This is a genomic window from Aureimonas sp. AU22, assembly GCF_001463745.1.
Taxonomy (GTDB): domain Bacteria; phylum Pseudomonadota; class Alphaproteobacteria; order Rhizobiales; family Rhizobiaceae; genus Aureimonas.
The window spans coordinates 25205-51306 of sequence record NZ_BBWJ01000032.1; the positions used below are offsets into that span (position 1 = coordinate 25205).

Annotated in this window: 24 protein-coding genes and 2 pseudogenes; 8 read left to right on the forward strand and 18 right to left on the reverse strand. The window is 67.0% G+C overall.

Annotated features, from left to right (window positions below):
• Positions 1 to 85: 85 nt before the first annotated feature.
• The 3 genes from AUL34_RS10800 to AUL34_RS10810 form a co-directional block, all read right to left on the reverse strand.
• The gene (locus tag AUL34_RS10800) at positions 86 to 808 is read right to left on the reverse strand and encodes a 3-beta hydroxysteroid dehydrogenase (RefSeq protein WP_156420881.1); all 723 of its coding nucleotides are present in this window, start codon (positions 806 to 808) and stop codon (positions 86 to 88) included.
• 251 nt (positions 809 to 1059) lie between these two features.
• Entirely contained in the window at positions 1060 to 2310 is a 1251-nt protein-coding gene (locus tag AUL34_RS10805; protein WP_061933727.1) for an FAD-binding oxidoreductase, read from the reverse strand.
• 51 nt (positions 2311 to 2361) lie between these two features.
• Positions 2362 to 3120, reverse strand: coding sequence for an ABC transporter substrate-binding protein (locus tag AUL34_RS10810; RefSeq protein ID WP_061933728.1), 759 nt, complete (start codon positions 3118 to 3120; stop codon positions 2362 to 2364).
• A 476-nt stretch (positions 3121 to 3596) separates the two neighbouring features.
• Here AUL34_RS10810 and AUL34_RS10815 point away from each other — a divergent pair, with 476 nt between their 5' ends.
• The gene (locus AUL34_RS10815) at positions 3597 to 4301 is read left to right on the forward strand and encodes a VIT family protein (protein ID WP_061933729.1); all 705 of its coding nucleotides are present in this window, start codon (positions 3597 to 3599) and stop codon (positions 4299 to 4301) included.
• A 354-nt stretch (positions 4302 to 4655) separates the two neighbouring features.
• Here the strand turns inward: AUL34_RS10815 and AUL34_RS10820 are convergent, their stop codons facing one another.
• Positions 4656 to 5219, reverse strand: a complete 564-nt coding sequence (locus AUL34_RS10820) for a cytochrome b (protein WP_082653305.1) — start codon at positions 5217 to 5219, stop codon at positions 4656 to 4658.
• A 99-nt stretch (positions 5220 to 5318) separates the two neighbouring features.
• On the opposite strand from AUL34_RS10820, the gene AUL34_RS10825 reads away from it, so the two are divergent.
• Positions 5319 to 5747: a plastocyanin/azurin family copper-binding protein gene (locus AUL34_RS10825; RefSeq protein WP_061933731.1), complete on the forward strand. Its 429-nt coding sequence runs from the start codon at positions 5319 to 5321 to the stop codon at positions 5745 to 5747.
• A gap of 268 nt (positions 5748 to 6015) precedes the next feature.
• Here the strand turns inward: AUL34_RS10825 and katG are convergent.
• A pseudogene (gene katG / locus AUL34_RS10830) lies at positions 6016 to 8337 on the reverse strand (catalase/peroxidase HPI).
• 1212 nt (positions 8338 to 9549) lie between these two features.
• On the opposite strand from katG, the gene AUL34_RS22240 reads away from it, so the two are divergent.
• Positions 9550 to 9816 (forward strand): hypothetical protein, encoded by a 267-nt coding sequence (locus AUL34_RS22240; RefSeq protein ID WP_156420882.1) that lies wholly within the window; start codon positions 9550 to 9552, stop codon positions 9814 to 9816.
• 159 nt (positions 9817 to 9975) lie between these two features.
• On the opposite strand, the gene AUL34_RS10835 is transcribed toward AUL34_RS22240, so the two are convergent.
• The 4 genes from AUL34_RS10835 to AUL34_RS10850 all read right to left on the reverse strand — a co-directional run bounded on the left by AUL34_RS10835 (position 9976) and on the right by AUL34_RS10850 (position 14248).
• Positions 9976 to 11010 (reverse strand): SMP-30/gluconolactonase/LRE family protein, encoded by a 1035-nt coding sequence (locus tag AUL34_RS10835; protein WP_082653319.1) that lies wholly within the window; start codon positions 11008 to 11010, stop codon positions 9976 to 9978.
• A gap of 33 nt (positions 11011 to 11043) precedes the next feature.
• Positions 11044 to 12426, reverse strand: a complete 1383-nt coding sequence (locus AUL34_RS10840) for a tripartite tricarboxylate transporter permease (protein WP_061933733.1) — start codon at positions 12424 to 12426, stop codon at positions 11044 to 11046.
• Between the two features lies 1 nt (position 12427).
• Positions 12428 to 12787, reverse strand: coding sequence for a hypothetical protein (locus tag AUL34_RS10845; protein WP_061933734.1), 360 nt, complete (start codon positions 12785 to 12787; stop codon positions 12428 to 12430).
• A gap of 168 nt (positions 12788 to 12955) precedes the next feature.
• The gene (locus AUL34_RS10850) at positions 12956 to 14248 is read right to left on the reverse strand and encodes a hydroxymethylglutaryl-CoA reductase, degradative (protein WP_274532653.1); all 1293 of its coding nucleotides are present in this window, start codon (positions 14246 to 14248) and stop codon (positions 12956 to 12958) included.
• Positions 14249 to 14374: 126 nt separating this feature from the next.
• Here AUL34_RS10850 and AUL34_RS10855 point away from each other — a divergent pair, with 126 nt between their 5' ends.
• Both AUL34_RS10855 and AUL34_RS10860 read left to right on the forward strand, forming a co-directional pair.
• On the forward strand, positions 14375 to 15769 hold the full coding sequence (locus AUL34_RS10855; protein WP_061933735.1) for a PLP-dependent aminotransferase family protein: 1395 nt from the start codon (positions 14375 to 14377) through the stop codon (positions 15767 to 15769).
• Entirely contained in the window at positions 15766 to 16662 is an 897-nt protein-coding gene (locus tag AUL34_RS10860) for a hydroxymethylglutaryl-CoA lyase (RefSeq protein ID WP_061933736.1), read from the forward strand. Before AUL34_RS10855 ends, AUL34_RS10860 begins: the two co-directional genes overlap by 4 nt.
• A 234-nt stretch (positions 16663 to 16896) precedes the next feature.
• Here the strand turns inward: AUL34_RS10860 and AUL34_RS10865 are convergent, their stop codons facing one another.
• A complete protein-coding gene (locus tag AUL34_RS10865) occupies positions 16897 to 17793 on the reverse strand; it encodes a LysR family transcriptional regulator (RefSeq protein ID WP_061933737.1) in 897 nt (298 codons plus the stop codon).
• Positions 17794 to 17931: 138 nt separating this feature from the next.
• On the opposite strand from AUL34_RS10865, the gene AUL34_RS10870 reads away from it, so the two are divergent.
• Positions 17932 to 18261 carry a nuclear transport factor 2 family protein gene (locus AUL34_RS10870; RefSeq protein ID WP_061933738.1) on the forward strand — a complete coding sequence of 110 codons (330 nt, stop codon included), beginning with the start codon at positions 17932 to 17934 and terminating at the stop codon, positions 18259 to 18261.
• Positions 18258 to 19037, forward strand: a pseudogene (locus AUL34_RS10875) (SDR family oxidoreductase). Before AUL34_RS10870 ends, AUL34_RS10875 begins: the two are co-directional and overlap by 4 nt.
• Before the next feature lie 16 nt (positions 19038 to 19053).
• Here the strand turns inward: AUL34_RS10875 and AUL34_RS10880 are convergent.
• Positions 19054 to 19539 carry a MarR family winged helix-turn-helix transcriptional regulator gene (locus AUL34_RS10880; RefSeq protein ID WP_061933904.1) on the reverse strand — a complete coding sequence of 162 codons (486 nt, stop codon included), beginning with the start codon at positions 19537 to 19539 and terminating at the stop codon, positions 19054 to 19056.
• Positions 19540 to 19689: 150 nt separating this feature from the next.
• Between AUL34_RS10880 and AUL34_RS10885 the strand changes: the two genes are divergently transcribed.
• A complete protein-coding gene (locus AUL34_RS10885) occupies positions 19690 to 20475 on the forward strand; it encodes an alpha/beta fold hydrolase (protein ID WP_061933739.1) in 786 nt (261 codons plus the stop codon).
• 430 nt (positions 20476 to 20905) lie between these two features.
• Here AUL34_RS10885 and AUL34_RS10890 read toward each other — a convergent pair whose 3' ends face one another.
• The 7 genes from AUL34_RS10890 to AUL34_RS10920 are packed head-to-tail and all read right to left on the reverse strand — an operon-like array spanning position 20906 to position 26066.
• Entirely contained in the window at positions 20906 to 21700 is a 795-nt protein-coding gene (locus AUL34_RS10890) for a transporter substrate-binding domain-containing protein (RefSeq protein WP_061933740.1), read from the reverse strand.
• Between the two features lie 43 nt (positions 21701 to 21743).
• Positions 21744 to 22469, reverse strand: coding sequence for an amino acid ABC transporter ATP-binding protein (locus AUL34_RS10895; RefSeq protein WP_156420884.1), 726 nt, complete (start codon positions 22467 to 22469; stop codon positions 21744 to 21746).
• Between the two features lie 26 nt (positions 22470 to 22495).
• A complete protein-coding gene (locus tag AUL34_RS10900) occupies positions 22496 to 23170 on the reverse strand; it encodes an amino acid ABC transporter permease (RefSeq protein WP_061933742.1) in 675 nt (224 codons plus the stop codon).
• An 11-nt stretch (positions 23171 to 23181) separates the two neighbouring features.
• Entirely contained in the window at positions 23182 to 23859 is a 678-nt protein-coding gene (locus tag AUL34_RS10905) for an amino acid ABC transporter permease (protein WP_061933743.1), read from the reverse strand.
• Entirely contained in the window at positions 23856 to 24776 is a 921-nt protein-coding gene (locus tag AUL34_RS10910) for an NAD(P)-dependent oxidoreductase (protein WP_061933744.1), read from the reverse strand. Before AUL34_RS10910 ends, AUL34_RS10905 begins: the two co-directional genes overlap by 4 nt.
• 34 nt (positions 24777 to 24810) lie before the next feature.
• Positions 24811 to 25257, reverse strand: coding sequence for a ribose 5-phosphate isomerase B (rpiB, locus tag AUL34_RS10915; RefSeq protein ID WP_061933745.1), 447 nt, complete (start codon positions 25255 to 25257; stop codon positions 24811 to 24813).
• Positions 25254 to 26066: a FadR/GntR family transcriptional regulator gene (locus tag AUL34_RS10920; RefSeq protein ID WP_082653306.1), complete on the reverse strand. Its 813-nt coding sequence runs from the start codon at positions 26064 to 26066 to the stop codon at positions 25254 to 25256. Before AUL34_RS10920 ends, rpiB begins: the two co-directional genes overlap by 4 nt.
• Positions 26067 to 26102 lie beyond the last annotated feature (36 nt).

Here is a 26102-nt window from a genome sequence, read left to right on the forward strand (position 1 = left end):
CGCCACAAGCGCGGGTGCCACCACGGCGACGGCGACGAAGGTGGTTCGCTGGCTGGCCGTCATGCGCCGGAGACGCCGGCCCTCCTCATTCCGAGTAGTTCCGACGCTCGATGTCGGCAAGAAGGCCATTCTCCCTGGGCTCCCAGCCGAGTGCGTCCCTCGTCCGACGAGACGAGGCCGGCCCGTTTCCAGCGACCCAGACGGCCAATCCGCCGAAGTGGGCCTCGGCCTCCTCGCGCGACATCGACCGCGCTGGGACACCGACCTGCCGGCCGATCGCCTCGGCGATCCGCTGGAACGGGATGCCTTCCTCGGCGATCGCATGGAACGCTTCTCCGCAGGCGCCGCGCTCGAGTGCAAGCCGATAAACCCGCGCCGAGTCCAGACGATGGACCGCCGGCCAGAGATTGCTTCCGTCCTCGATATAGGCGGACACGCCCGTCTTGCGGGCTACGGCCGCGAGCATAGGGACGAACCCGTGGCGCTCGCGCTGGCCATGCACGGAGCGCGGATTGCGAACGACGGAGGCGTGGATGCCGCGCTCAGCCAGCGCGAAGGCCGTCTGCTCGGATGCACGGGGGAAGGCAGGGTCGACTGGAGGCCGGGCGCTCTCGTCAAACACTTCTCCCTTCGGCATCAGGAGGACGCCTCCGGTGACGACGATGGGACGGCGGGAGCCTTCAAACACGTCCGCGAACGTCTCGATCGCGCGGCGTTCCTCCTCGGCCAGTTTGACGATCTGCGAAAGGTCGAGGCCGAAGGCCGTGTGAACGATGCCGTCGGCCTCCGACGCTCCGGCCCGCAACACGTCATGGTCGGCGCTCGTTCGTGCGGAGGGCGATCAAGACTCGACCGTGAGCGTGCTCGCCGAAATCGTCCTTGGTGTGATCAGAGAACGGCTTGTGACACTCTGATCCGGCGAACTCGTGGGGAAGCGGACGGACGGCCTTCGGGCTCGTGAGCGCAGCAGCGGCCGGTCAACTCGCAGCGGAACTTGCGAAGACCGCCCCGTGGCGGCGCCTGTCGTTCGTCGGTCGACGGCCCCTTCGGCCACTCGGTCTATCCGAAACGACTGCTGCTGTAGGGTGCGGGGTCGACGAAGGGCGCAGCGCCCGTGAGGAGTTCCGCCAGAAGGCGGCCGCTGGCGGGACCAATCGTCAGCCCGTGATGAGCATGCCCGAAATTGAACCAGAGCCCCTTGTGGCGATGGGCCGGGCCGATGACGGGGCGCATGTCCGGCAGGCAGGGGCGGTGACCGAGCCAGGGCGATGCCTCGACCGGCTGACCGAGCGGCAGCAACTGCCGCGCCCACCGCTCGGCATGGTCGATCTGACGGGCATTCGCCGGGCGGTCGGACTGGGCGAACTCGATGCCGGTGGTGAGGCGGACGCCCTGGCGCATCGGTGCCAGCACATAGCCGGCCTCCTCGTCGACGACCGAATGATGGAGGGCGACCCCGGCCGGCAGGCGGTAGTGACGATGATAGCCGCGCTTGATGCCGAGCGGGATCGCATAACCGAGGCGGCGGAAGATCGAGCCCGCCTTCGACGCCAGTGCGACGACGGTGTCGGCGGCCTCGATCCGCCCCCACTCCGTCTCGACGGACCAACCGGGTTCGGTCTTGGCCAGGCTCGTCGCCTCGCCCCGGAGGATCGTGCCGCCGCGCTCTGCGAAGAGCCCTGCATAGCGCCGGGTCAGTTCGCCGGGATCGGTGACGGTCTTGGGATCCAGCCAGTGGATCGCGCCGAAAACGCCCTTGGTGCCGGTCGCGATCGACGGTTCGAGGCCGGCGAGGCCGTCCGCGTCGAGAACCGTCATCGCCAGGCCGTGCGGCGAAAGGGAGGCTGCCTCGGCGGCGGCGGCCTCGAAGCGCTTCGGCGTCCGGTAGGCGGCGATCCAGCCTTTCGCCCGGACGAGGTCGCCGGCACCGGCGGCCTCGATCAGCGCGTCGTGCTCGACGACGCTGGCCTCGATCAGCGGCAGCATCGCCTTCGTCGCGACCGCGAGATTGCGCGGCGAGGACTGACGCCAGTAGCGAAACAGGAAAGGCGCGACATGCAGGAGGTCGCGCGGATCGTAACGCACATCCGACGAGCGGTTGAGCGCATAGCGCAGCACGGTCGCGAGGCTGCGGGGGAAGGCGTAGGGCACGACGCTGGAGCGCTCGATCAGCCCGGCATTGCCATAGCTCGTGCCTTGGCCGGGCTCGCCTTTATCGACCAGGACCACGTTGCGCCCGCGCGCCTGCAGATGCAGCGCCGCCGACACACCGACGATCCCGGCCCCCAACACGATGACGTCGGTCTTCATGCGCTCACTTCAATCGGATGGCTCGCGCCGGGGGCAGCGGCGCTCTTTCCCTCAATAGATGTCGAAGGGAAAGTACTTGCTGACGATCTGCCCATAGGTGCCGTTGGCGACGATCGCCTTGATCGCGGTATTGAAACGCTCCCGCAGGGCGTCGTCGCCCTTGCGAACTGCGATGCCGGCCTCGGTCGCGGTGCCGGGCACGTCGCCCAGAAGCCGGCAACAGTCCTTGCCCGCCTTGTTCAGCCAATCGACCACGACGAACTTGTCGGAGATCATGGCATCGAGACGCCCGTTCAAGAGATCGGTCGCGGCGTCGTCCTGCGCCGGATAGAGCTTCACGTCGACGCCGGCCTTGGCGTAGACGTCCTCGGCGTAGTTGGCCTGCGTGGTCCCGGCCTGGGCGCCCACCGTCTTGCCGTCCAAGTCTGCGGCGGCGACGCCCTCCAGCGGGCTGTCCTTGAGCACGGTGACGGCGAGCGGCGTCGTGTAATACTTGTCGGTGAAGTCGACCTGTTTCTTGCGCTCCTCGGTGATGCTCATCGAGGCGACGATCGCATCGAACTTGTTGGCCATCAGAGCCGGAATGATCCCGTCCCAATCCTGCGCAACGATGGTGCACTCGGCCTTCATCTCGGCGCAGAGGGCTTTTGCCATATCGACGTCGAGGCCGGCGAGCGAGCCGTCCGGTTGCACGAAGTTGAAGGGAGGATAGGCACCTTCGGTGGCGATGCGGATCACCGCGTCGTCGGCGACGGCCATTCGGGTGAGACCGAGAAGGGCAAGCGCGGCGGCAATCAGGACCGACTTCATGGTTCTATCTCCCAGAGGGTGGAGGGCGGTGTGGGCTGGAGCGTCTTCGATATCGGCCGCGCTTCGACACGGACTGGGAGAGGCAGAACGGTGGTATGCCGAACGAGGCTGCCGGAATCGCCGACCCGGCGCAAGGGCCATGACGAAGGCCGGGCCTCAACCCGCAAAAGCCGCGAACGGCCGCCGCCCGCTTGGCGGAAATGCCGTGCAAATGGTCCCCGAAAAGAGCCTCGCCGAGCGTCGTCGACGAGATGGCGCGTGGGATCTCATCTTCCGGCATCGTCCGGATTGTTCTGGCTCTCGCGAGGTGGTCCTCCGGATGTAGGCTCGCGGTCCGATGGACGACGCGAGAAGGACCACCGCGATCTGACCCCACGACATCGTCGGCCCGGCTCGCCGTCGCGGCCCACGCTGCCATTTATCCGCCGGGGAACAGGGTGCCCGAACCGAGCGCCGCCACCGCGGGAGGAACATCCATGCCTTCGCCCGTCCGACATCCCGAGCGTCATCTCGTCTCCCGCATCGGCTGGCTGCGTGCCGCGGTGCTCGGCGCCAACGACGGCATCGTGTCGACGGCGAGCCTGATCGTCGGCGTCGCGTCCGCGTCCGCGGCCCCACGCGACATTCTTCTTGCAGGCACGGCGGGCCTCGTGGCGGGCGCCATGTCGATGGCGGCGGGCGAGTACGTCTCTGTCAGCTCGCAGTCCGACACCGAGCGGGCCGATACGGAACGCGAGCGCCGGGAGCTCGCCGAGCAGCCCGAGGAGGAAGCGCGCGAGCTGGCCGGGATCTACGAGGCACGCGGACTGGAGCCCGCTCTTGCCGCCGAGGTCGCCCGTCAGCTCATGGCTCGCGATGCGCTCGGCGCCCATCTTCGGGACGAGCTCGGCATGGCAGAGGAGACCGCAGCGCGGCCGATCCAGGCGGCGCTGACCTCTGCGGCGACGTTCGCCGTCGGCGCCGCCCTTCCGCTTGCAGCGGCGTCCTTCGCACCGACCACCCTCTTGGTGCCGGCTGTGTCGATCGCCTCGCTCCTGTTCCTGGCGTTCCTCGGCGCGATCGGTGCCAGGGCCGGCGGGGCTGACGTTCTGAAGGCCACGGCGCGCGTCGCCTTCTGGGGTGCGCTGGCCATGGCCGCGACAGCGGTGATCGGCGCCCTATTCGGGACGCAGGCGACTTGATGCGAAGATCCGGATCGGTCCTTCCGGTTGTCCTGCCGGCATTGGCTGGGCAAAGCCGTTTGCTTCGCGTTGTCTTGGGTCCTGCTTGATGGCGGCATCCATCGCGCCGGTCGGACACCGGCCGCTCCAGATGGTTGCGCCTGCGTCCGGGCAAGTGCGGGAAGGGTCATGCCGGAGAGGCCGGCCAGGAGAAGGGATGCGGTCAGGAGCATCGTGCGCATGGGGCGCCTTGCTTGGCGATACACCGACAAGCGGGCAAGCGGCGAGGCGGTTGCGGCTATACGAAAGCGTATAGGAGTTCCCCTCCGGCACCTTCGCGAGAGATGCGGTCCACGCCCGGCCACGGCTCGTTCGTCACCAGATCCGCATGCGGTTCAGGAGGCCGTCGCGCCGGATGAACTGGTGGTTGAGGGCGCCCGCGACGTGCAGCGCGGTGAGCGCGAGAATCGCCCAGCCGATCGTTGCGTGAATCTCGAAGAGCTGGTCGCTCCGGTCCTCGTTCATCGTCACGAGATCGGGCAGCGCGACGCCGAAGAAGCGGATCGTGTCGCCCGACAGCGCCGAGGCGTACCAGCCGACAAGCGGCATGGCGACGAGGAGCGCGTAGAGCGTGGCCTGCACCAGCGTCGCCAGACGCATCTCCCAGCGCTGCGTGTCGCCGGGCAGCGGCTCGATCGGATGGGTCACGCGCCAGACGATGCGCGCGGCGACGACGACGAGGATCAGGAGGCCGAAGGACTGGTGCAGGGCGACCAGCGACGCGCCGGTGTCGCTGGGGCCGAGTGCGTCGAAGGTCCAGGCGAGCCCGAACATGAGGACGAGGAGACCGGCCGTCAGCCAGTGCAGCGTGCGGATGGTCATGGCCAGTGGGCGGGGTCGCGCAACGCCGGAGTGCTCGGCGCGAGAGGTTACGAACATGTATAGTTCCTTGAATTGTCATTCAGTATCGGAGCCTACAATACTCAACCTACGAAGACCGGGTCAAATAAACCGCGCCTTCAAAACCGGAGTAGGAAAATGAAGTTTAGTAAGCTTGCTGCGGCAGCGGCAGTCCTTGCCGTCCTCGGCCCCGCCTCCGCCTTCGCCGCCGAGACCGTCTCGGTGCAGCTCGTGGGCGAACGCGGCGGCCAGATGGCGATCAAGCTCGACAAGACCGAAGTGCCGGCCGGCGAGGTGACGTTCCAGGTCGCCAACGTCGCAGCCAACACGCCGCACGAGATGGTGGTCATCAAGCTCGACAAGCCGGGCGAGACGCTGAAGGTCGATCCCGCCAAGAACCGCGTCGACGAGAAGAAGCTGATGAGCATGGGCGAGGTGTCCGACCTCAAGGCAGGCCAGTCCGGCAAGCTCACGGTCAACCTGAAACCCGGCGCCTACCAGCTGATCTGCAACATCAAGGGTCACGTCGCGGCCGGCATGGTCGCCACGTTCACCGTCAAGGCCTGAGCCCAAGCCGCCGCTCTGGGGGAAGAGCGAGGTCTTTCCCCCGGGGAGGCGGCGAGGCCGGTCTTCGCAGGGACCACCGCGCAACTGCAGCGGAAGGCCAGGTCCTCGGTGAGGGTTCTGGCCTTTTCCCGTGACACCCCCGCAAGTCCCGACCTCCGTCCGTGGCGGGGCTCTCGTTCGACGAACGGTGCCTTCAAAGCGGCCGCACGTCTCCAGTTCGGCATTCGGGCGCCGGGGCGGCCGAGCGGGAGCCCGCCGCCCCGGCGTATCAGGCTGCCATCGGCGCGTGGCGACGGTGGCCCTTCACGTCGAAGCGGTCGAGCATCATGACCTTGTCTCAAACGCGCACGAAGTCACGCCGGAAGCGCTCCTCCCCATCGCGGCCTGCATAGACGTCGCAGATCGAGCGGAGCTGGGCGTTGGACCCGAACACGAGGTCGTTTCGCGAGGCCGTGAAACGCCGCTCGCCGGTCTCGCGATCCGCGAGTTCGAAGGTCATGGCGCCCTCGTCGAGCTTTCGCCACTCGAGGTCCGTGCTCAGGAGGTTGCGGAAGAAGTCGGTCGAAAGCACGCCCACCCGGTCCGTGAAGATGCCCTGGCCCGAGCCGTCGTGGTTGGCGCCGAGCGCGCGCAGGCCCGCCGTCAGCACCGTCCATTCGGGGGCCGTCAGCGTCATCAGGTTGGCCTTGTCGAGGAACATCTCCTCCGGCGAGACACCCGTCGCGATCGCGCCGAAACCCTCGTCGACATAGTTGCGGAATCCGTCCGCCACCGGCTTCAGCCAGGTGAACATCTCGATGTCAGTGAGGTCCTGCGTGGTGTCGACGCGCCCCGGCGTGAAGGGCACCGGTAGTTCGCCGCCGGCCTCGCTCGCGGCACGCTCGACCGCCACGCAGCCGCCGAGCACGATGAGGTCGGCCAGCGACACGCGCTTGCCGTCGCCGCGGCCCTCGTTGAACGCGATCATCACGGTGCGCAGCGCCGCGATCACCGGAAGGGTCCGGCGGTTGACGGCCCAGTCCTTCTGCGGGCTGAGCGCCAAGCGCCCGCCGTTCGCGCCGCCGCGCTTGTCGCTGTCGCGATAGGTGGAGGCCGCCGAGAAGGCGGTGAAGGCAAGGTCCGAGACCGACAGGCCCGTATCGCGGATGCGCGCCCTCAGGTCGGCGATCTCGGCCTCGCCGACGAGATCGTAGTCGCGCTCGGGCAGCGGGTCCTGCCACAGGAGCCCGTCCTCGATCGTCACCTCGGGGCCGAGATAGCGGTGCCTCGGTCCCATGTCGCGGTGGGTCAACTTGTACCAGGCCTTGGAGAAGGCCTGCGTGAAGGCGTCGAAGTCGGCGAGGAACTTCTCGCAGACCTTGCGGTACTCGGGATCCACCTTCAGCGCGATGTCGGTGGTCATCATCATGAGCGGGTTCATCTGCCCCGCGACGTGCGCGTCAGGGGTCTTCGGCGCGTCGGGATCTTCGGGCGTCCATTGGATCGAGCCGGCCGGGCTCGTCGTCTTTCTCCATTCGAAGCGGAAGAGGTTCTCGAGATAGCTGTTGTCCCAGCGCGTCGGGTCGGGGGTCCAGGAGCCCTCGATGCCGTTGGTCATCGTGTCCTTGCCGTGGCCGGTCCCGCGCGGGTTGTGCCAGCCGAGGCCCATCGCCTCCATCGGCGCCATCTCGGGCGGCGGGCCGATCTCGCGGGACGGCGTCATGCCGTGGCTCTTGCCGAAGGCGTGGCCGCCGGCGATGAGCGCCACCGTCTCCTCGTCGTTCATCGCCATGCGCGTGAAGGTGATGCGGATGTCGCGCGCCGCGCCCATCGGGTCGCCGTCGCCGTTGGAGCCCTCCGGGTTGACGTAGATCAGCGCCTGGTGGGAAGCGGCGAGCGGGTTCTCGAGATCGTAGTCGGGATCGCCGTTCTCCCCCCGCCAGCGCTTGTCGCGCGCGGTCATCTTCGAGACGTCGTCCGCCTTCTCCATGTCGAGGACCTCGGGCCCCCAATAGGTCGCGTTGTCGGCCTCCCACGCGTCGAGCCGCCCGCCGCCGAAGCCGTAGGTCGCAAGGCCCATGATCTTGAGCGCGCAATTGCCGGTGAGCACCATCAGGTCGGCCCAGGACAGCGCGTTGCCATACTTATGCTTGATCGGCTGGAGGAGGCGCCGCGACTTGTCGGTGTTGCCGTTGTCCCACCAGGACGAGATCGGCGCGAAGCGCTGCATGCCCGTGCCCGCGCCGCCGCGCCCGTCGGCGATGCGGTAGGTGCCGGCCGAGTGCCAGGCCATGCGGATCATCTGCGGACCGTAGTTCCCGTAGTCCGAGGACCACCACGCAACGGAGGTGGTCAGGAACGCCTTGATGTCGCGCTTCAGTTCGGCAAGATCGATCTTGTTGAATTCGGCGGCGTAGTCGAAGTCCGGGCCGAGGGGATCGGCGGCCAGTCCGTTCTGATGCAGGACCTCGACACGCAGGCGATGCGGGTACCAGTTCTCGAGCGTCGGCCGGCTGCCCTCTGCTCCGCCGATCCGATCGCCGCCGAAGGGGCACTTTCCCTCCATCCTGTAGCTCTCGGTGTTGGTCTTGTCGTTCGACAGATGGTCCATGGCCGCGTCCGTTCCGTCAGCAAGCGTCGCGCTCGAGACCGTGCTCGCGATTGCAGGACGGTATCCGTCGCAACCACGTGCCACCACCGTCGAGCCGACTTCGATAGGTGGGTACGGAGATGGAGCAGACGCGGCCGCCCGCAATCAGCATTGCCAATCCGTATAGCGGAGGCGATGCGCCGGTGGATTTCGACGGGTAGAGGGCGGGGCTTCTCAACCCAAAGGCCACTTGTCCCGACCCCGCGCGAATCTTGCGCGCGTGATCCGCGGCCCTAGTTTCGTTCATGGGGACTGCCAGAGAAGAGCAATCGACATGCGGTTGACGTCACGATCGCGTTCCGTCGCCCCGTGGGCTCGATGGTTCGCCTGGCGCCCCGTCAAGGTATTCACCGGCGAACTTGGCCAAGCCTACCGCTGGCGGTGGCTGGGTTCGGTGCAGCGTCGGCGGCACAGCCGCGGTCACTGGCAATACATGGCGATAGAATCGGAACCGGCCGCGGCGCAGGCGCGACAGCCCGATCAGGGCAACCAACCCGATACGGGTTGAAAGAGCGATGCCGGTCGGCGTGGTGCGACGCCTCTGCGAAGGGCGCAAGGGTTCAGCGTCGCTGCGACGTTCGAGGCCTCCGCACGACCTCCGCTCCCGATGAAGAACTGTCGGCGACGGCGAAGCCCCCGGGGATCGCAGTGCCGCGGCAACTTGGAGAACGAAGCCCGTCATGCCAGGATAGCGGTGCTGCGGAAGGGCAACCTAACGGGCGCAGCACGCCCAACCGGAGGTCGTTCGGCTTCCGGTTGGGTTGCATCTCTCGACGCATTGGCAAGTCCTGCCCAGCGACGGCAGCCCCATCCGAATGTCGAGGGGCCCGGGCGCATAGCTGGACGTCCTGTTGGGGACGTCCAGCCATAGGCACCTGCCCGCGAAGGGACGGGAGCGGACAGGCGCTTCTCGTGAACCCGTGACGAGCACCCATAACTGTCGCGAGATGAATGGCAAATGAACGTTGTATACAGGTTTGTAATGTTTGCGGCTTCAGCGACCGTTACGCCCCGAGAGGCGGCCTGATCATAATAGAATATGACATCTGATTTCAGGTTATTGCGGCGAGCCTGAATCGAAGATTTCAAGCGCGACACACCCGGGCTTTCGAAACCTTCGAAGAGCCCACGCGTTTGGATCGTCGAAGGGCACGGTTTCCGGACGCGGCACGCTTGCGTGCTGTCTGGCCGCGCAAGGACTGGACAATGACTACCAACCCGAGCCTGGACGGTCGTGCTGCGGGGCGCGATTTCGATGGCAGCACCATGGGCGCGCGGCGGGAACGCGAAAGCGGCAAGCTCGGATGGTTCGTTGCCGCGATCCTCATCGTCGCGGCATTTTTCCTACTGGGCTACAACGAGCGACTGCCGATGGGGGCAGGGTCGGCCCAAGTCGGCACGGGCAACGACCTTTCGTTGCCTGGTGCGTCGCTTCCCTAGGCCTCGCCACCCAACTGACGATCTCCAGGTCGTCGATAGCCCGATCTCGCGACACCATTCGTCCTCTTCGGTCGGAGGAGCCTTCCGGCCTCCGCAACGTAACGACGGCGGTGGCTCATCTTCGATTTGCGGTGAGGTATCCCATTGCCGCAGACAAGTTCACGGCCCCGCCGCCGACATGGGGGTTGCCTGCGCCAGCGCCCGCGCAACGAAGATGCGCGAGCCCATCCCCTTGTCCCAGTCATTGGTGAAGATGAGAAGTTCGTCGGTTCCGGGACGGATCACCATGGACGTCGAACGCAGGTTGTGCCCCTTGTCTCGCCCCGGCAGGAGATACTGCCCCATCGGGAACCCCGACGGGTTGAACACCATGATGCGCCCTTGGCCGTGGAGTGCGACGTAGACGTTGCCGGCCGCATCGATCCGAAGCGAGTCCGGGCCGCCACCCACGAACGTGTAGACAACCGAGGAGCCGAACGGGGCGATCGTGGTCGGATCCGAAAGAGCCACGCGGTGCAGTTGCCCGCCGGCAAGCTCGGTCACCCACAAGGTCTTCTCGTCCGGGCTGAGACCGATGCCGTTCGCGATCCGCAGGTTCGGCACGACGAGGGTCGGCGCGCCGCCATCGGGACCGACATAGTACACGCCGCCGACGGGCATGCTGGAGCCGCCCTTGAAGTCGGTGAAGTAGAAGCCGCCCGCTTTGTCGAACACGAGGTCGTCGGGCAGGAAGCCGTCGTCCCGCGACACGACGGTTCGCAGATCCGAGCCGTCCGCCGCCATGGACACGACGGAGCCCCGGTCGGCGAAATCGCCGAGTTCGGCCATGTAGACCCGTCCATTCCGATGGACCGCGAGCCCCGCCGGGCGCAGGTCCGCGTCCGGCACGAAGCCCGTGAGCTCCTTCTGTGGGGTCAGGCGAAATACCGTGCCGCCGAACACCTCGCAGAACAGGAGGTCGCCCCGCGCATCGAAGGTCGGGCATTCCAGCTGCAGGCCTTTGTCCGAAACCTTGAAATATTCCCGCGCCTCGACGGACGGCAGATCGGCTTCGGCGGTCGGCAGGGGAACCGCACCACGAAGCGCCGGGCCGATGGTCAGGGCGGGGAGCGGGGCATCGTCCGCGGCTCGTGCGGATGGGGATGCCAGCCCCAGCGCCGCACCGAGCGTCAACATCACGATCAGTCTGGACACGGATTCCTCCCACATGGTTCCGATCTGCATCCGTCAGCCGATCAGCTTCAGGAACGCCGGGACGCTGAGGATCGCGGCGTAGTAGCCCATGAACTGCACGCCGGTGTTCATCCCCAGCACGCGGTTGAGCAGTCCGCCGACGAGGCCGACGGTCACGATGACGAGCAGGGCCAGGGGCCCGCCTTCCCAGAGGCCGATCACCAGGACAAGGCCGACGAACGTGGCGATGATGGCCTCGTGGCTGATGTGCTTGGCGACGAAGGCCGCCGCGCTTCTGGCGTGGTTCATCGCGAAGGGATAGGCGACGGCCGCTGCGATCGCGACCGCGACCAGACCCCAGACGAGAAACTCGGTCACCGACATCAGGGTGTGGAGGTTGTTGACGACGCCGCTTCCCGCATCGACCGTGAAGCGCGGCGGCGCGTTGAACAAGGGCGCTGCCGGTCCCGCCGCGACCGGGCTCAACGGGAGGCCGAAGGCGATGAGCGGGATCAGGGCTTCCGCGATATAGGTCGATTCCGTCACGCCGTTTCTGACGGCCAGGACGGATGTCAGGCGGTGGTAGGCCTGCTTCACGCGCGCCCCGACGATCTCGCCGGCGATGACGGTGACGGCGACCGGACTGAACACGAACGTGGCGCTGGTCACGGCGGCGGCGGTCGCCGTCATCGCCACCTGGCTCCTGTCGAGGACCCGGAACGGGTTGGGGAAGTAGCCGCCCCATCCCTTGACGTCCGGTGCCAGCGTAGTCCGACGCACCTCGGCGCGGTCCATGCGCTTGTTTTCGAGCGGCGACACGGCCGAGAAGAGCTCGGCGACCAGCGGTCCGACCGCGATGCCGAGGAAGTAGCTGACCCCGAGCTTCACGTCGTGGACGGCCGTAAAGCCCTGCAGCGCCACGATCAGGAGCGTGAACGGCACCAGGGCGACGACCGAGGCCCAACGGCCGGCCGAGAAGTAGGCGATGACGATCGCGGCGGCGATGAAGAGCCACGGCGCCGACGCGGTGATGTAGGTTCCGAACGGCGCCAGGATGACGGCGAACAGGACGGCCAGCGGGACTGCGATGAACGCGGAGATGACGGATCCCGCCAGCATCTTGCGCAGGGCCACGTGAGGCGCCCCGAGGTTGCGCAACGCGTTCGCCTGCTGGAGAAGCGGCAGGGCGAGCGTATCGCCGGGGATGCCGAGGAGGGCCGTGGGCACCGCATGCGTCATGTGCTTCGAGACCGCGGCGGCCATCCAGAAGGTGAAGATCGCCGCCGGCGGCGCGCCGAGCAGGACGATCAGGAGCGTCACCGGCGCGATGGTCGTCGTTTCGTCGGTTCCGGAGATGAGGCCGATTGCCGAGAACAGCACCGCTCCCAGAAGACCGAAGCCGAGAACGACCAGAATTTCGAACAGCAGACCGTCCATGTCACTCCACCTCCTTCTTGGCCGAGTGCCGGTCTTCGTAGGTCTTGAAGAGATCGTAGAGGCCGACCTCCCGCATCTCCTGCACCACGGCGGGCGGAAGCTCGGCCACCCGTCCGATGGGGCCCTCCTGCTCGAGCTGGTCGAGCACTTCGCGCTGCCACTCGGTTCCGGTCTGGGCCGCCTCCGATACGATGCGCTTGGGAGGAAAGATGCGGGCGCAGATCGCGCCGCTGGCGACAGATCCGAGGATCCCTCCCAGCATGGCGAGCGCCTTGCCTATGGCTGGCGTTGCCGCGAGCGGTGCCAAGATTGCCAAGGCCGCAAGATAGATCGCGACGCTCAACACGGCGCCGATCGCCATGGCCTTCCCAAGCTGGCGTCGCGAGACCACGTCGCCCCATACTTCCGCGAGTTGGCCATGCGTCGCCGTAGCACCTACGGCGTGCCGATCTGTCATCGATGTCCTCCCAAGTCCCGTCAGGTCACGCGCTGCCGTTGCTGCTCCTCCCGCAGCGACCGTCGCGCTGGTTTACTTTCGCAGCTCTGCGAGGATCTCCTCGGCCCGCGCGGCACGCACGTCGTGATCAGCCGCCAGTCTGCGGGCCACGGCGTCGATCTCCGGGCCCACGGCGCCTGCCCCGATCGCGATGTTGCGGGCATGAAGGGCCATGTGGCCGCGCTGGATGCCTTCGGTCGCCAGCGCCCGCAGCGCCGCCATGTTCTGCGCGAGGCCGACCGCGACGGTGACCTCCGCAAGCTCCGTCGCGGATGCGACGTTCAGGATCTGCAGCGCCGCCTGGGCGGACGGGTGCGTCTTCGTCGCGCCGCCGACGAGACCCAGCGCCATCGGCATCTCGATCGTGCCGACGAGCGTACCCTTGGCGCTTGCTTCCCATGTCGTCAGCGACGTGTAGCGACCCGAGCGGGCGGCATAGGCATGGGCACCCGCTTCGATCGCCCGCCAGTCGTTGCCCGTCGCCACGACGACCGGGTCCACGCCGTTCATGATGCCCTTGTTGTGCGTGGCGGCCCGGTAGGGATCGACCGCGGCGAACTCGTAGGCGTCCACGATCCCTTCGATCATGCGGCGCCCGGAAAATTCCTTCGTGGCGAGAGCGTCTTCCGTGATCTCGATGCGGGCGCGTGCCAGCCGCAAGTCGGCGAGATTGGACAGGATCCGCAGCCGGACCTCTCCGCCCGTGACGCGCTCGACGATGGGGGCGATCGCTTCCGCCATGGTGTTGACGGTGTTGGCGCCCATCGCATCGCGCACATCGACCAGGAGATGAAGGACGACCATCGGACCACGGGAGGTCGAGGGAAACACGTGAACCTCGATGGCGCGGCATCCGCCGCCGAACTTCACGAGGACGGGATCCTTGGCGTTGGCGGCGGCGACGATCTCGTCCTGCGCCGCCAGGATGGCCAGCCGTGCGCCATGGGGATCGGCGACGCCGAGAAGCTGGACCTGCGCACGCATGATCGGCGACGTGGACGATGTCTGGAAACCGCCGCAGCCGCGCACGATGCGCGCCATATAGGACGCGGCGGCCACCACCGAGGGTTCCTCGACCGCCATCGGCACCAGGTAGTCCCGGCCGTTGACCTGAAAGTTCGTGGCGACCCCCAAGGGCAGCTGGAACGTCCCGATGACGTTCTCGATCATGCCGTTGGCAAGCTCGATCGGCAGGGCGTCGGGAGCCCCGAGGGTCGATCGGGTCCGGTCGTCCACCATCGCGGCGTGCGCCACGGCGTCCAGCCGCTCGGCCGGCGTCATGTTGCGCATGTTCTCGATCCGCGACGTTGCGGTCTTCCTGAGCAAGGGCGTCCTCCCACGGATGCTTCGGCTTTGCAGTGATGCCAAGCTGTCCTAAACTCCTATGGCGAAGCAAGGGACGGTTTGCCGCTTAATGCACGGCACTGTCCCCAGACAGGCTTGGGACAATTGATGAAGCTGGTCGATACGATCGTTGCCCAGGTCGCCGGGCAGCTCGCGTCGGGTCTCTACCGCCCGGGGCAGAAACTCCCGTCGGTGAGGGGTGCGGCCGAGCAGTTCGGCATTTCCAAGAACACGATGGCGGAAGCCTACGACCGGTTGGTCGCGCGCGGTCTCGTCGTCGCTCGGTCGGGATCGGGCTACTACGTCTCCGAGATCCGCCCGTCGTCCGTTCCCAAACCGAAACCAGACGTGACGGAAGCCACGTCGATCATGTCGCTCCTGCGCGAACAACTCGATCAGAACTATCTGACGCGTCCCGGCGACGGTCGCCCGCCGGCGAACTGGACCGAAGACGCGGACATGCGGCGTATCCTGCGCACGAGCCGCAATGCCACGGCCGAAGTGGATTTCGGATACGGCAGTTCCTGGGGACTGGGCGCGCTGCGGGAATGGCTGCGCGTTTCCCTGGCGGAGCGGTCGATTGCGACCGAGGCCGACGGGGTGATGCTGACCAGCGGCGTCAACCACGGCCTCGATCTGATCATCCGGCATTTCCTGGAGCCGGGCGACACGGTCTTCGTCGACAGCCCCGGCTATTATCCGCTCTTTGCCAAGCTTCGCCTCGCCAAGGCGAACGTCGTTTCGATCCGACGTCTGGAGGATGGGCCGGACCTCGACGAGCTGAGACGAAAGCTCGTCAGCCATCGGCCGAAGCTGTTCTTCACGCAGAGTCAGGCCCACAACCCGACCGGCGGCACGTTGACGCCGACGCACGCGTTCAATCTCCTCCAGCTGGCCGAGGTGCACGACTTCCGCATCGTGGAGGACGACATCTTCGCCGACCTCCTCGCCCCGACGCTGCCGCGCCTTGCCGCCTTCGGCCAGCAACAGAGCGTTCTCTACGTGGGATCGTTCTCGAAGACGCTCTCCGCGAGCCTGCGCTGCGGCTACATCGCGGGCGCGCCCGCAACGATCCGCAGCCTGGTCGACCTCAAGATGATCACGATGGTGGCGACCTCGCTCCATGTCGAACGGGTCGTTCTGGAGATGATCGAGACCGGGCAATACCTGAAGAACCTGCGGCGGCTCCGGGGTTGGATCGAGGACGGCGCGAAGGCCACCGGCCAAGCCCTGGCCGAGGTGGGTCTCAACGTCTCCCTTCCCAAGGTGCAGGGCTTCTACATCTGGGTTCCGTTGCCGCCGACGATCGACGAAGCGGCGTTCTGCCGCCGGGCCGCGGCCGCCAACATCTTCGTGGCGCCGGCCAGCGTCTTTCATGCCGACCGCGACCATGCCGTCGAGCCGGCCATGCGCGTGAACGTCGCATACGGCGCCGACCCGAGGTTCTGCGCCTTCCTGCAGACCGAACTTTCGATCGACCACGGAAAAAGGATTGGCCAATGAACAGCGTTCGCTTGGTGGAGGTCGGCCCGCGGGACGGTCTGCAGAACGAGGCGGTTCCACTCGGCGTCGCCGATCGCGTTCGACTGATCGAGGGGCTGATCGACGCCGGGCTCGTCGTGATCGAAGCGGGAAGCTTCGTCTCGCCGAAATGGGTTCCGCAGATGGCCGGGTCTGCTGACGTCCTTTCGGCACTCGGACGTCGCGATGGCGTAAGGTTTCCCATGCTCGTCCCGAACATGAAGGGCTTCGAAGCGGCTCGGGATATCGGCGCCGAGGAGATCGCGATCTTCGCGTCGGCTTCTGAGAGCTTCTCCCGGAAGAACATCAACTGTTCGATCGACGAGAGCTTCGAGCGTTTCGCGCCCGTTCTCGACGGCGCCCGCGAGGCAGGCATTCGCGTCCGAGGATACGTGTCCTGCGTCATGGGGTGCCCATACGAAGGCGAAGTCGCACGCGCGGCCGTCGTCGACGTGGCCCGCCGTCTGTACGATATCGGCTGCTATGAAGTGTCGTTGGGCGACACGATCGGGGTCGGCACGCCGAACGTCGCGCGGGCCCTGGTGAAAGCGGTGGCCGAAGAGATCCCGATGGCCGCGATCGCGCTTCACGAGCACAACACCTACGGCCAGGCGCTCGCCAACATCCTGGCATGCCTGGAAGAAGGCGTGACGGTGTTCGATGCCTCCGTCGGCGGTCTCGGCGGCTGTCCGTATGCCAAGGGGGCGACCGGAAACGTCGCCACGGAGGAACTCGTCTACATGCTCGAAGGCATGGGGGTGCGGACCGGCGTCGATCTTCCGAAATTGTGCCGCGTCGCCGTCGAAACCTGCGGCAAGCTCGGTCGCCGTCCAGTCTCGCCAATCTCGACAATCCTGGCGGAAGTTCCCTCATAGCCTGCAGGTGGCCGCTTCGAGCGCCGCGCGGATCCCGCTGATTGACCGGTATGGGGCCCACGCTTCGGACCGCCGACAGGCGTGCGCCATCGTGCGCCTGACCGGCTCGATCGGGTGGTCTGCGGACGCTCGGCTGATGGGCGGTGATGGGTGCAAGCCGGCATCGAACACCGACAGGAGCCTGGCGGTTGTTTCATGCGTCGATCACCGGCAGCTCCATGTCCGTTTGTCTCGTCACCCATTGGCAAACTCTCGGGCCGCCTTGATGAAGGCGCTGAAGGCGGCCGTCGGGTTCTTCCTGCCTGGGTAATACAGCGCGAGGGGAGCGAGATCCGGGGTCCAGTCCTCCAGAACCCGCACCAGCCGGCCGGACGCGATGTCCTCGCGCACGTCCGCTTCCATCACGTAGCCGAGGCCTATCCCGTCCTGCGCCGCGATCCGTACGAGGCTCGGCTCGTCGAGGGTGATCGCGCCCTGCACATCGATATTCGACGCACTTCCGTTCTTCTCGAAGGGCCAGCGCAGAAGGGCACCGTTGGGCAGGCGGGCGCGGATGCAGCGGAACCGGTAGAGGTCGTCGGGAATGATCGGCACGCCGTGGGTGCGCAGGAACTCCGGTGAGGCGACGACGGCGTGATTGCGCCTCAAGCCGAGCGGCAAGGCGATCATGTCGCTCGGCACGAGATCGGCCGGCCGCAGGCCGAGGTCGAAGCCCGCCGCCACGATGTCGATGATCCGCCCTTCCGTGACGAGATCGATGTGCACCTGCGGATAGCGCCGCAGGAACCGGAGGACGAGCGGCGCGATCACCTCGCGGGCGGCCGAGGCGAAGGCGTTGATGCGCAGCGTGCCTGCGGGCGTCGCCTGAAGCGACTGGGCCGCGAGCATCGCATCATGGATGTCGGCTACCGCCGGCCCCACTCGCTCCACAAAGGCTTGGCCCGCATCGGTGAGCGAGACGCTTCGGGTCGTCCGATTGAACAGGCGGACCCGCAACCGCTGCTCGAGCTTTGCCACCGCGCTGCTCAAGGCGGTCGTCGACATGCCAAGCTCCAATGCGGCCGCACGGAAGGATTTGAGGCGCGCGACACAGACGACGGCGTCGAGATCGGCAATCACGGATCGGGTCATTGTCCCTCCATTCGGCATGACACGTCCTGTTCTGTCCCGCTTATGACATCAACGGCATCGATCTAAGTTCGGGGTGTCGACACCCGGAGCGGGTCGTCGCCGCCCCATCCCGGTGGCGCCAAACGATCGGAAACACTCATGGCCATCAAACTTCCCCCTGCCATCGAAACCTACTTCGAAGCCGACGGCACGGGCGATCCCCAGGCGATCGCCGCCACGTTCACGACCGACGCAATCGTGAGGGATAAGGGCAAAACCCATCGAGGCCGGGACGCCACCCGCGATTGGATGGTCGAGGCACTCCAGCAGTACAGCTACACGGCGGAGCCCTTCTTCATCGCCGAAGAGAACGCAATGACCCGGGTGACGGCGCACGTCGTCGGCACCTTCCCCGGCAGCCCGATCGACCTGCGCTTCTTCTTCGTCCTCGCGGGCGACAAGATCGCCGAGCTGGAGATCACCGTATGAGTCCGTTTCTGTCCCTGGAGGGCCGTCGGGCTCTCGTGACCGGCGGCACGATGGGAGCCGGCGCTGCGACCGTCGCCCTGTTCAAGGAACTCGGTGCCCGCGTGCTGACGACCGCTCGCAGCAAGCCGGCGGACTTTGCCGGCGCGGCCTTCGTCGCAGCCGACCTCACGACCCCTGCCGGTGTCCAGGCCGTGGTCGAAGCGGTGGAGCGGGAACTCGGCGGGCTCGACATCCTGGTCAACGTTCTCGGCGGCTCCTCGGCGCCCTCGGGTGGCTTTGCCGCGCTCACCGACGAGGAATAGGACAAGGAGTTCGCGCTGAACTTCCTTCCGGCGGTCCGGCTCGATCGCGCGCTGATCCCCGGCATGCTGGCGCAGGGGAGGGGCGTCGTCGTCCACGTCACCTCGATCCAGAACCGCCTGCCGTTGCCCGAGGCGACCACAGGCTATGCCTCGGCCAAGGCGGCCCTGAACACCTACAGCAAGAGCCTGTCCAAGGAGGTGTCTCCGAAGGGCGTGCGGGTGGTGCGGGTCTCGCCCGGCTGGATCGCGGACGCCGGTTCGAACGGGCTGGCCCTGCGCATCGCCGAGGAGGCCGGCATCAGCTACGACGAAGCGATCCAGGTGATCATGACGTCGCTCGGCGGCATCCCGCTCGGGCGCCCAGCCGCACCCGGAGAGGTTGCTGACCTCATCGCCTTCCTGGCCTCGGATCGCGCGGCGTCCATCACCGGCACCGAGCACGTGATCGACGGCGGGACGGTTCCGACCGCCTGACGCGCTCGGTCGGCGCCTACGCCTGGTCGGCGGGCGTGTCCGAGACCGACCAGCCGCCGATATGGTCGTAGACGGCGGCGCGAAGCTGGTTGATCTCGCCGTTCAGTCTCGCCAGCACCGAGGGCGTCTTCCCCGATGCCTCGAGCAGCGCGTCGCCCAGACATCCTGCTCGAGATCGCAGAGCCTTTCCCTCATCGGTGAGGGCAATGATGACCTGTCGCCCGTTTGTCGGATCCGAGGTCCTCTGCACCAATCCGGCAGCGGCCAGCCGCTTGAGGATCGGTGTCAGCGTGCTCGACTCCAGAGCGAGTTGCTGGGCCACGGCACCGACAGTCTGGGCATCCCGACGCCAGAGGACGTTGAGCACCAGATACTGCGGATAGGTGAGACCCAACTCGTCGAGGAGGGGTTTGTAGGCACGCTGGATCGCGATCCCCGCCGAGTAGATGGCGAAGCAGAGCTGGTCCTCCAGCGGTACGGGCGGGTTGGCAGGCTCGGTCATTCCATCGTTCTTTCCGCAGTTCCCATCGATCATCGCCCTAAACGTATATCGCGATAACAATTTGCTGGACAGCAGGAAAAAGCTCTGTCAGATATGTATCGCGATAACAGTCACGCCCCCAAACGCTGTTCTCTTCGAAAGGTCTCAACCATGATCCCGACCCTGCTTAACGTCGCTCTCGCGACCGTCGCCACGATCGCCGTCGCCGGAACGCTGCCGGCGATGGCTCAGGCCAACGCCCAGCCTGTGAAGAATGTCGTCCTTGTCCACGGCGCCTTCGCAGATGGCTCGGGCTGGCGGGGAGTCTACGAGGACCTGACGGCACGCGGCTATCGCGTGACGATCGTCCAGAACCCTTTGACCTCGTTGGCGGACGACGTTGCCGCGGCACACCGGGCACTGGATCGCCAGGACGGCCCCGCAATCCTCGTCGGACATAGCTGGGGTGGCACGGTCATCACCGAGGCCGGCGTGCATCCGAAGGTGCGCGGCCTCGTCTACGTCTCCGCCTTGTCCCCGGACGCCGGCGAGACCACCGCCCAGCAGTATGCTGGATACACGACCCCGCCCGAGTTCGTGATCGAAACGGGAGAGGATGGTTATGGCTTCATCAAGCCCGACGCGTTCGCGGCCGGGTTCGCGGCCGATGCGAGCGAGGCCGATGCCGCCTTTCTGAGGGATGCGCAGGTGCCGATCAACATGTCGGTCTTCGCCACCAAGCTGGAGCACGCCGCCTGGCGCACGTTGCCGAGCTGGGCCGTGATCGCTACCGACGACAAGGCCTTCGACCAGCGGATGTTGCAGGACATGGCCAAGCGCACTGGCGCAAAGGTCACGAACGTCGCCGCCAGCCATGCCGTCTACCTGACCCAGCCGAAAGTGGTCGCGGATGTGATCGACGAGGCGGCTACGCAGACGGTGGGCAACGCGCGCTAGAAGGATCTGTCCCGGTTCCGTCGTCCGTAGCGGGCCGGGGCAGGCGCCCTTCAGGCATGTAGACGGGCGGCCACGACGAAACTCGGCCGGGGAGAACGGTGCTTTCTCCCGTCTCCTCCAACCATTGCCGAGGAGCGCAGCGCAGACGACGGATCCGGCAGGATCACTCCGGCTCTGCGTTCGAGATGATGACGGACGGCGGCGACGCCTGCGCAAGCGCCTTGGCGATGGACAGGCTCGATCTCCGCTTCGTGGAAACTGGCTCGCACCGTCGAAGGTCCGCGTGGGGACGTAGGTCGGGGAGCGCGTGGATCGATGCTCGGCCGGGTTCTTCCCGCAGCCGATGCAGAGCAGCCTCCAAGCGATCGGGTGGACGCGGATCCTGCGCATCCGCGTCCACCCTCTAGTCACGTCACGTCGGCCGGTCGTCCTACTGCAGCATTTCGGCCGGCAGGGCGGAGCCGTGGAAGCGCTGGTAGATCTCGTTGAGCTTGCCGTTCTTGAGGTTGGCGGCGACCCACTCGTCGAGCTTGGCCTTCAGTTCGGGTTCGTTCTTGCGCAGGCCGATCGCGAGATCGAAGGTGCGGATCACGAACTTCGGCTCGTAGGCGAGGTCCGGATTGCGCTGCCCGATCTGGTTCACGAGCGTCGCGGAGGTCGCCACCATCTTGGCCTGTCCGCTGACGGCGGCCGTCACCATCGTGGCGTCGTCGTCGTAGCGGGTGACGGTGAAGCCCTTCTCGGAGGCGAGGCCCGTCAGCTCGGTGTCCTGCGTGGTGCCGCGGGTCACGGTGATCGCCTGGCCCCGCACGTCGTCCCAGCCGGCAATTTGCGAAGCCTTCGGCGCGCCGACCACCGACTGGAGCGCGGCGTAGGGCTTGGAGAAGTCGATGACCTCGGCCCGCTGGGGCGTGACCGACAGGGTCGAGATCACGATGTCGGCCTTGTTGGTCTGAAGGTTCGGGATGCGCGTCGCGCCCGTGGTCTGGACGAACTCGAGTTCGAGGCCCCAGTCGGCGGCGAGGAGCTTGGCCGTCTCGACGTCGGAGCCCGTCGGCTGGAGGTTGGGGTCGAGCATGCCCGACGGCGGGATCGCCATGTCGGTCGCGACCCGGATCTTCTTGGCGGCCATGATGTCGGCGAGCGCATCGGCTGCGGCCGGCGCGACGCCGGCGGCAAGCGTTGCGAGAACCGCGGCAACGGCGGTGAGCGTCTTCAGCTTCATGGGGTTCCTCCCTCGATGCGGCGGGTTCTGGGTCGCCCCGCCGTCACAGTTCTTCGGCGACGAAGTCGCGCAGCTCTGGCGTTGCCGGCCGGTCGAGAATCCCGGCCGGTCCGTGTTCGTGGATGCGGCCCTGGTGCATGAACACGACCTGGTCGGCGATGCGCCGGGCGAAGTTCATCTCGTGCGTCACCATGATCATCGTCATGCCGCCGGCGGCCAGGCTCTCGATGACGCGCAGCACTTCGCCGGTGAGCTTAGGATCGAGCGCCGAGGTCACCTCGTCGAAGAGCATGACCTTGGGCTCCATCGCCAGCGAGCGGGCGATCGCGGCGCGCTGCTGCTGGCCGCCCGACAACTGCTCGGGATACTGGTCCGCCTTCTCGGCGAGGCCCACCTTGGCGAGAACGCCCTCGGCCACCGCCCGCGCCTCCGCCTTGGCCATCTTCTTCACCGAGCGGGGCGCCAGCATGATGTTCTCGGCGATCGTCAGGTGCGGGAAGAGGTTGTAGCTCTGGAAGACGATGCCGACGTCCTGCCGCAGCCGCCTGAGGTCGAGCTTCGGGTCGTCGACCCGGTGCCCGCAGACCTCGATCTCGCCGCTGTCGATCACCTCCAGGCGGTCGATGCAGCGCAGCGCCGTGGACTTGCCCGAGCCGCTCGCCCCGATCAGCGCGACGACCTCGCCCTTCTCGACGCAGAACGAGACGCCGTGCAGCACCTGGACGGACCCGAAGCTCTTCCTGACGTCCTTGAGGGCGACGATGGGCATGGCTGTATCCTGGGTGGGAGCCGCGGTCATGCCGACAGCGCCTTGAGGGTGCGAAGACGCGCCGCGCCGCGCTGCTCCAGCCGGCGGCTGAGAAGCGACACCGGGTAGCAGAGGCAGAAGTAGAGGGCGGCGACGATCACGTAGATCAGGAAGGGCTCGAAGATCGAGTTGTTGATGAGCTGCCCTGCGCGGGCGAGCTCCACGAAGCCGACGACGGAGGCGAGCGAGGTGTTCTTGATGATCTGGACGCAGAAGCCGACGGTCGGGGGCGTCGCGATGCGGATCGCCTGCGGCAGGATCACCTGGAACATCCGGCTGGTCTTCGACAGCGCCAGACACTCGGCCGCTTCCCACTGGGCTTTCGGCACCGACTGGAGGCAGCCGCGCCAGATCTCGCCGAGATAGGCGCCGACATAGATCGTCAGCGACAGGCCGGCCGCCAGCAGCGGCGAGATCGAATAGCCGAGCGTCGGCAGGCCGAAATAGGTGATGAAGAGGATGATGAGGAGCGGCGTGCCCTGCACCACCGTGACGTAGACGCCGGTGACGACCCGCAGGGCACGCCAGGGCGCGGTGCGGCCGAGCGCGACGAGGAAGCCGACGACGCCTCCGCCGACGAAGGCCATCAGCGACAGCACGAGCGTCCACAGGGCGCCGGTGAGGAGGAACTGGAGGTGGCCGAGATTGACGGCGGTGTTCATGGCCGCGTCCCCTACAGTGCCGTTCCGAGGCGTCGCAGCCGCGGAAAGATGAGGAGGCCGAAGAGCCAGAAGACGAGGCGCATCACGAGCGACAGCGCGAGATAGAGGACGGCGGCCACGAGGAAGGTCTCGAAGGGGCGGTAGGTCTCGGACTGGATGAAGTTGGCGGCGGCCGTCAGTTCCTCGACGGAGATCTGCGAGGTCACGGAGGAGGCCAGCATCAGGAGGATGAACTGGCTGGTGAGCGAGGGGTAGACGCGCTCCATCGCCGGGCGCAGCGCGACGTGCCAGTAGGCTTTGGGCTTCGACAGGCCGAGGCATTCGGCCGCCTCCCACTGTCCCCGATGCACCGAATCGAACCCGGCGCGCATGATCTCGGCCGTATAGGCGCCGACATTGATGGTCAGCGCGATGATCGCGACGGTGACGGCGGAGAACGAGAAGCCGAGGCTCGACAGCCCGAAATAGACGACGAAGATCTGGACGAGGAACGGCGTGTTGCGGATGCTCTCGATGTAGACGCCAGCCACCCGAGATGCCCAGCGCAGGCTCGACCGCCGGGCGATCGCGCAGGCCGTGCCGATCAGGAAGCCGGTCAGCGTCGTTACCGCGGCGAGCTGCACGGTGAGGAGAAGCCCGTCCTGCAGCATCTGCCAGCGGGCGAAGATGGCGGTGAAGTCGAGGCTCATGGCCGCCCGTCCGGCGCGCCGGCGGCACGCTGCCCCGTCATCCGGTCGTAGACGCGGAACAGGGCCTGATTGCCGTTGGCGCCCTCGCCATGCGCCTTGGCCTCGAGATACTGCGTGGTCACGAGCGAGGTCGCAGGCAGCGGCACCGAGCGCGCCTGCGCCATCTCGAGCGTCAGGCGCAGATCCTTCAGCATCAGGTCGATGCGAAACCCCGCCCCGGTGTCTCCCGCGATCATCGACGGCCCGAGCTTGTCGAGCATCCAGGACGAGGCCGAGCCGCCGAGCAGCACCTCGCGCATCTGGTCGAGATCGACCCCGCAGGCACGGCCGAGCGCCAGCGCCTCGCAGATGGCCTGAAGGTTCACGCCGCAGACGAGCTGGTTGCAGAGCTTCACCGTCTGGCCGGCACCGCTTGCGCCCACGTGCGAGATCGTGGTCCCCATGGCCGACAGGACGGGCCGAACGCGCTCGAAAGCCTGCGCGTCGCCCCCCACCATGATCGAGAGCGCCGCATTCTTCGCGCCGATCGGGCCGCCCGACACGGGCGCGTCGAGCATGGAGATGCCGGAGGCGGCGAGACGCTCCGCCATGGTGTGCGTCGCCACCGGCGAGATCGTGCTCATGTCGACGAGGACGGTGCCCGGACGCATCGTCTCGACGAGACCGCCCGGGCCGAGGGCCACCTCCTCGACATGCGGGGTATCGGGCAGCATGGTGACGACGACGTCCGCGCTCGCGCCGACATCCGCCACGCTCAGCGCGGGCCGGGCCCCGATCGTCGCCAAGGCCTCGACGGCCGCCGGATCGATGTCGTGGGCGGTGACGACATACCCCGCCTCGACCAGGTTGCGGGCCATCTCGCGGCCCATCGTGCCGAGGCCGACGAAGCCGACCCGCATCGCGTCTGTGTCGTTCATCCCTGACCTCCTCCCGAAGTCGTCGTCCGATGGGTCAGTCCGCGGTTTCGAGCTGGGCGAGCTTGTCGACGCGACGCACGAAGTCCTCGTTGCGGTCGAACTCGGCGGCGAAGAAGGCGTCGACGAGGTCGTTGGCGAGCCAGGGACCAACGATCTGGGCCCCGATGCACATGACGTTGACGTCGTCGTGCTCCACCGACTGGTGGGCCGAATGGACATCGTGGCAGACGGCGGCGCGGATGCCGCGGATCTTGTTGGCCGCGATCGCGGCGCCGACGCCGGTGCCGCAGACGAGAAGGCCGCGCTCGGCCTCCTTGCCGCGCACCTTGTCGCAGACGAGCCGGGCGATGTCGGGGAAGTCGACCGGGTTCGGATCGAAGCTGCCGACGTCCTCGATCTCGTGGCCCCCGGCCTTCAGATGCTCGATCACCTCAGCCTTCAGCGGAAAGCCGGCGTGGTCGCTGCCGATGACGATCTTCATGGGTCGTTCCTTGGGTTCTGGCCGTTCGGAGGAGCTGGGTGCGGGGCCGTGCCCCGACGCTCCCTCATGCGTTGTGCGGTCTCGATCATGGTCGCCCGGCGCCGGAACTCGGCGCCGATCTCGAAATGTCGGGTGAGGAGGTCGTCGGCCTTCGGCGCGTCCCGGTCGACGACGGCAGAGAAGATCAGCCGGTGGTGATCGATCAGGAACTCGTCGATCCCCTCGATCCGGATGATCTGCTCGCGGCGGTCGAGATGCGAGCGCATCATCAGGGCCGAGAGCGAGCCGTAGATGCTGACGAGCGTCGGCGAATGGGCGGCCCGCACGATCGCCTCGTGGAAGCGGAAGTCGGCGGCGCCGCCCGCCTCGACGTCGTGGATGGTCTCGGCGATCAGCTTCAGCGCGTCGGCGATCCGGTCGAGATCGGGCTGCGTCGCCCGGCGACAGGCGAGACGCACGGCATGGTGCTCGATCGCGATGCGCGCTTCCATGATGTCGTCGATGACATCGGCCTGCTGCGCCAGCACGAAGGAGAAGAACTCGCCGAGGGTCGAAACGTCCGGCCGCTTCACGATCGTGCCGACGCCGTGGCGGATCTCGACGGCTCCGATCATCGCCAGGGCCCGAAGCGCCTCGCGCAGCATGGGGCGGCTGACGTTCAACCGGGCTGACAGTTCACGCTCAGGCAGGAGGCAGTCGCCGGTCTTCAACTGGCCCGACAGAAGCTGCTCGCGCAGGAACGAGACGACGCGCTCGTAGCCGCTTCGGGTGTCGGTGTCGCCGCGCGTGATGGAAACGTCACTGCTCATCAAGTGATCCGTCCGTGGTCAGACCACTTAAGGACG

Coding starts and splice junctions, on each gene's coding strand:
- AUL34_RS10805 (WP_061933727.1), bottom strand. CDS start 2,310: ATGAAGACCGACGTCATCGTGTTGGGGGCCGGGATCGTCGGTGTGTCG.
- AUL34_RS10810 (WP_061933728.1), bottom strand. CDS start 3,120: ATGAAGTCGGTCCTGATTGCCGCCGCGCTTGCCCTTCTCGGTCTCACC.
- AUL34_RS10815 (WP_061933729.1), top strand. CDS start 3,597: ATGCCTTCGCCCGTCCGACATCCCGAGCGTCATCTCGTCTCCCGCATC.
- AUL34_RS10820 (WP_082653305.1), bottom strand. CDS start 5,219: ATGTTCGTAACCTCTCGCGCCGAGCACTCCGGCGTTGCGCGACCCCGC.
- AUL34_RS10825 (WP_061933731.1), top strand. CDS start 5,319: ATGAAGTTTAGTAAGCTTGCTGCGGCAGCGGCAGTCCTTGCCGTCCTC.
- AUL34_RS10840 (WP_061933733.1), bottom strand. CDS start 12,426: ATGGACGGTCTGCTGTTCGAAATTCTGGTCGTTCTCGGCTTCGGTCTT.
- AUL34_RS10845 (WP_061933734.1), bottom strand. CDS start 12,787: ATGGCGATCGGCGCCGTGTTGAGCGTCGCGATCTATCTTGCGGCCTTG.
- AUL34_RS10855 (WP_061933735.1), top strand. CDS start 14,375: ATGAAGCTGGTCGATACGATCGTTGCCCAGGTCGCCGGGCAGCTCGCG.
- AUL34_RS10860 (WP_061933736.1), top strand. CDS start 15,766: ATGAACAGCGTTCGCTTGGTGGAGGTCGGCCCGCGGGACGGTCTGCAG.
- AUL34_RS10865 (WP_061933737.1), bottom strand. CDS start 17,793: ATGACCCGATCCGTGATTGCCGATCTCGACGCCGTCGTCTGTGTCGCG.
- AUL34_RS10870 (WP_061933738.1), top strand. CDS start 17,932: ATGGCCATCAAACTTCCCCCTGCCATCGAAACCTACTTCGAAGCCGAC.
- AUL34_RS10880 (WP_061933904.1), bottom strand. CDS start 19,539: ATGACCGAGCCTGCCAACCCGCCCGTACCGCTGGAGGACCAGCTCTGC.
- AUL34_RS10885 (WP_061933739.1), top strand. CDS start 19,690: ATGATCCCGACCCTGCTTAACGTCGCTCTCGCGACCGTCGCCACGATC.
- AUL34_RS10890 (WP_061933740.1), bottom strand. CDS start 21,700: ATGAAGCTGAAGACGCTCACCGCCGTTGCCGCGGTTCTCGCAACGCTT.
- AUL34_RS10895 (WP_156420884.1), bottom strand. CDS start 22,469: ATGCCCATCGTCGCCCTCAAGGACGTCAGGAAGAGCTTCGGGTCCGTC.
- AUL34_RS10900 (WP_061933742.1), bottom strand. CDS start 23,170: ATGAACACCGCCGTCAATCTCGGCCACCTCCAGTTCCTCCTCACCGGC.
- AUL34_RS10905 (WP_061933743.1), bottom strand. CDS start 23,859: ATGAGCCTCGACTTCACCGCCATCTTCGCCCGCTGGCAGATGCTGCAG.
- AUL34_RS10910 (WP_061933744.1), bottom strand. CDS start 24,776: ATGAACGACACAGACGCGATGCGGGTCGGCTTCGTCGGCCTCGGCACG.
- rpiB (WP_061933745.1), bottom strand. CDS start 25,257: ATGAAGATCGTCATCGGCAGCGACCACGCCGGCTTTCCGCTGAAGGCT.
- AUL34_RS10920 (WP_082653306.1), bottom strand. CDS start 26,066: ATGAGCAGTGACGTTTCCATCACGCGCGGCGACACCGACACCCGAAGC.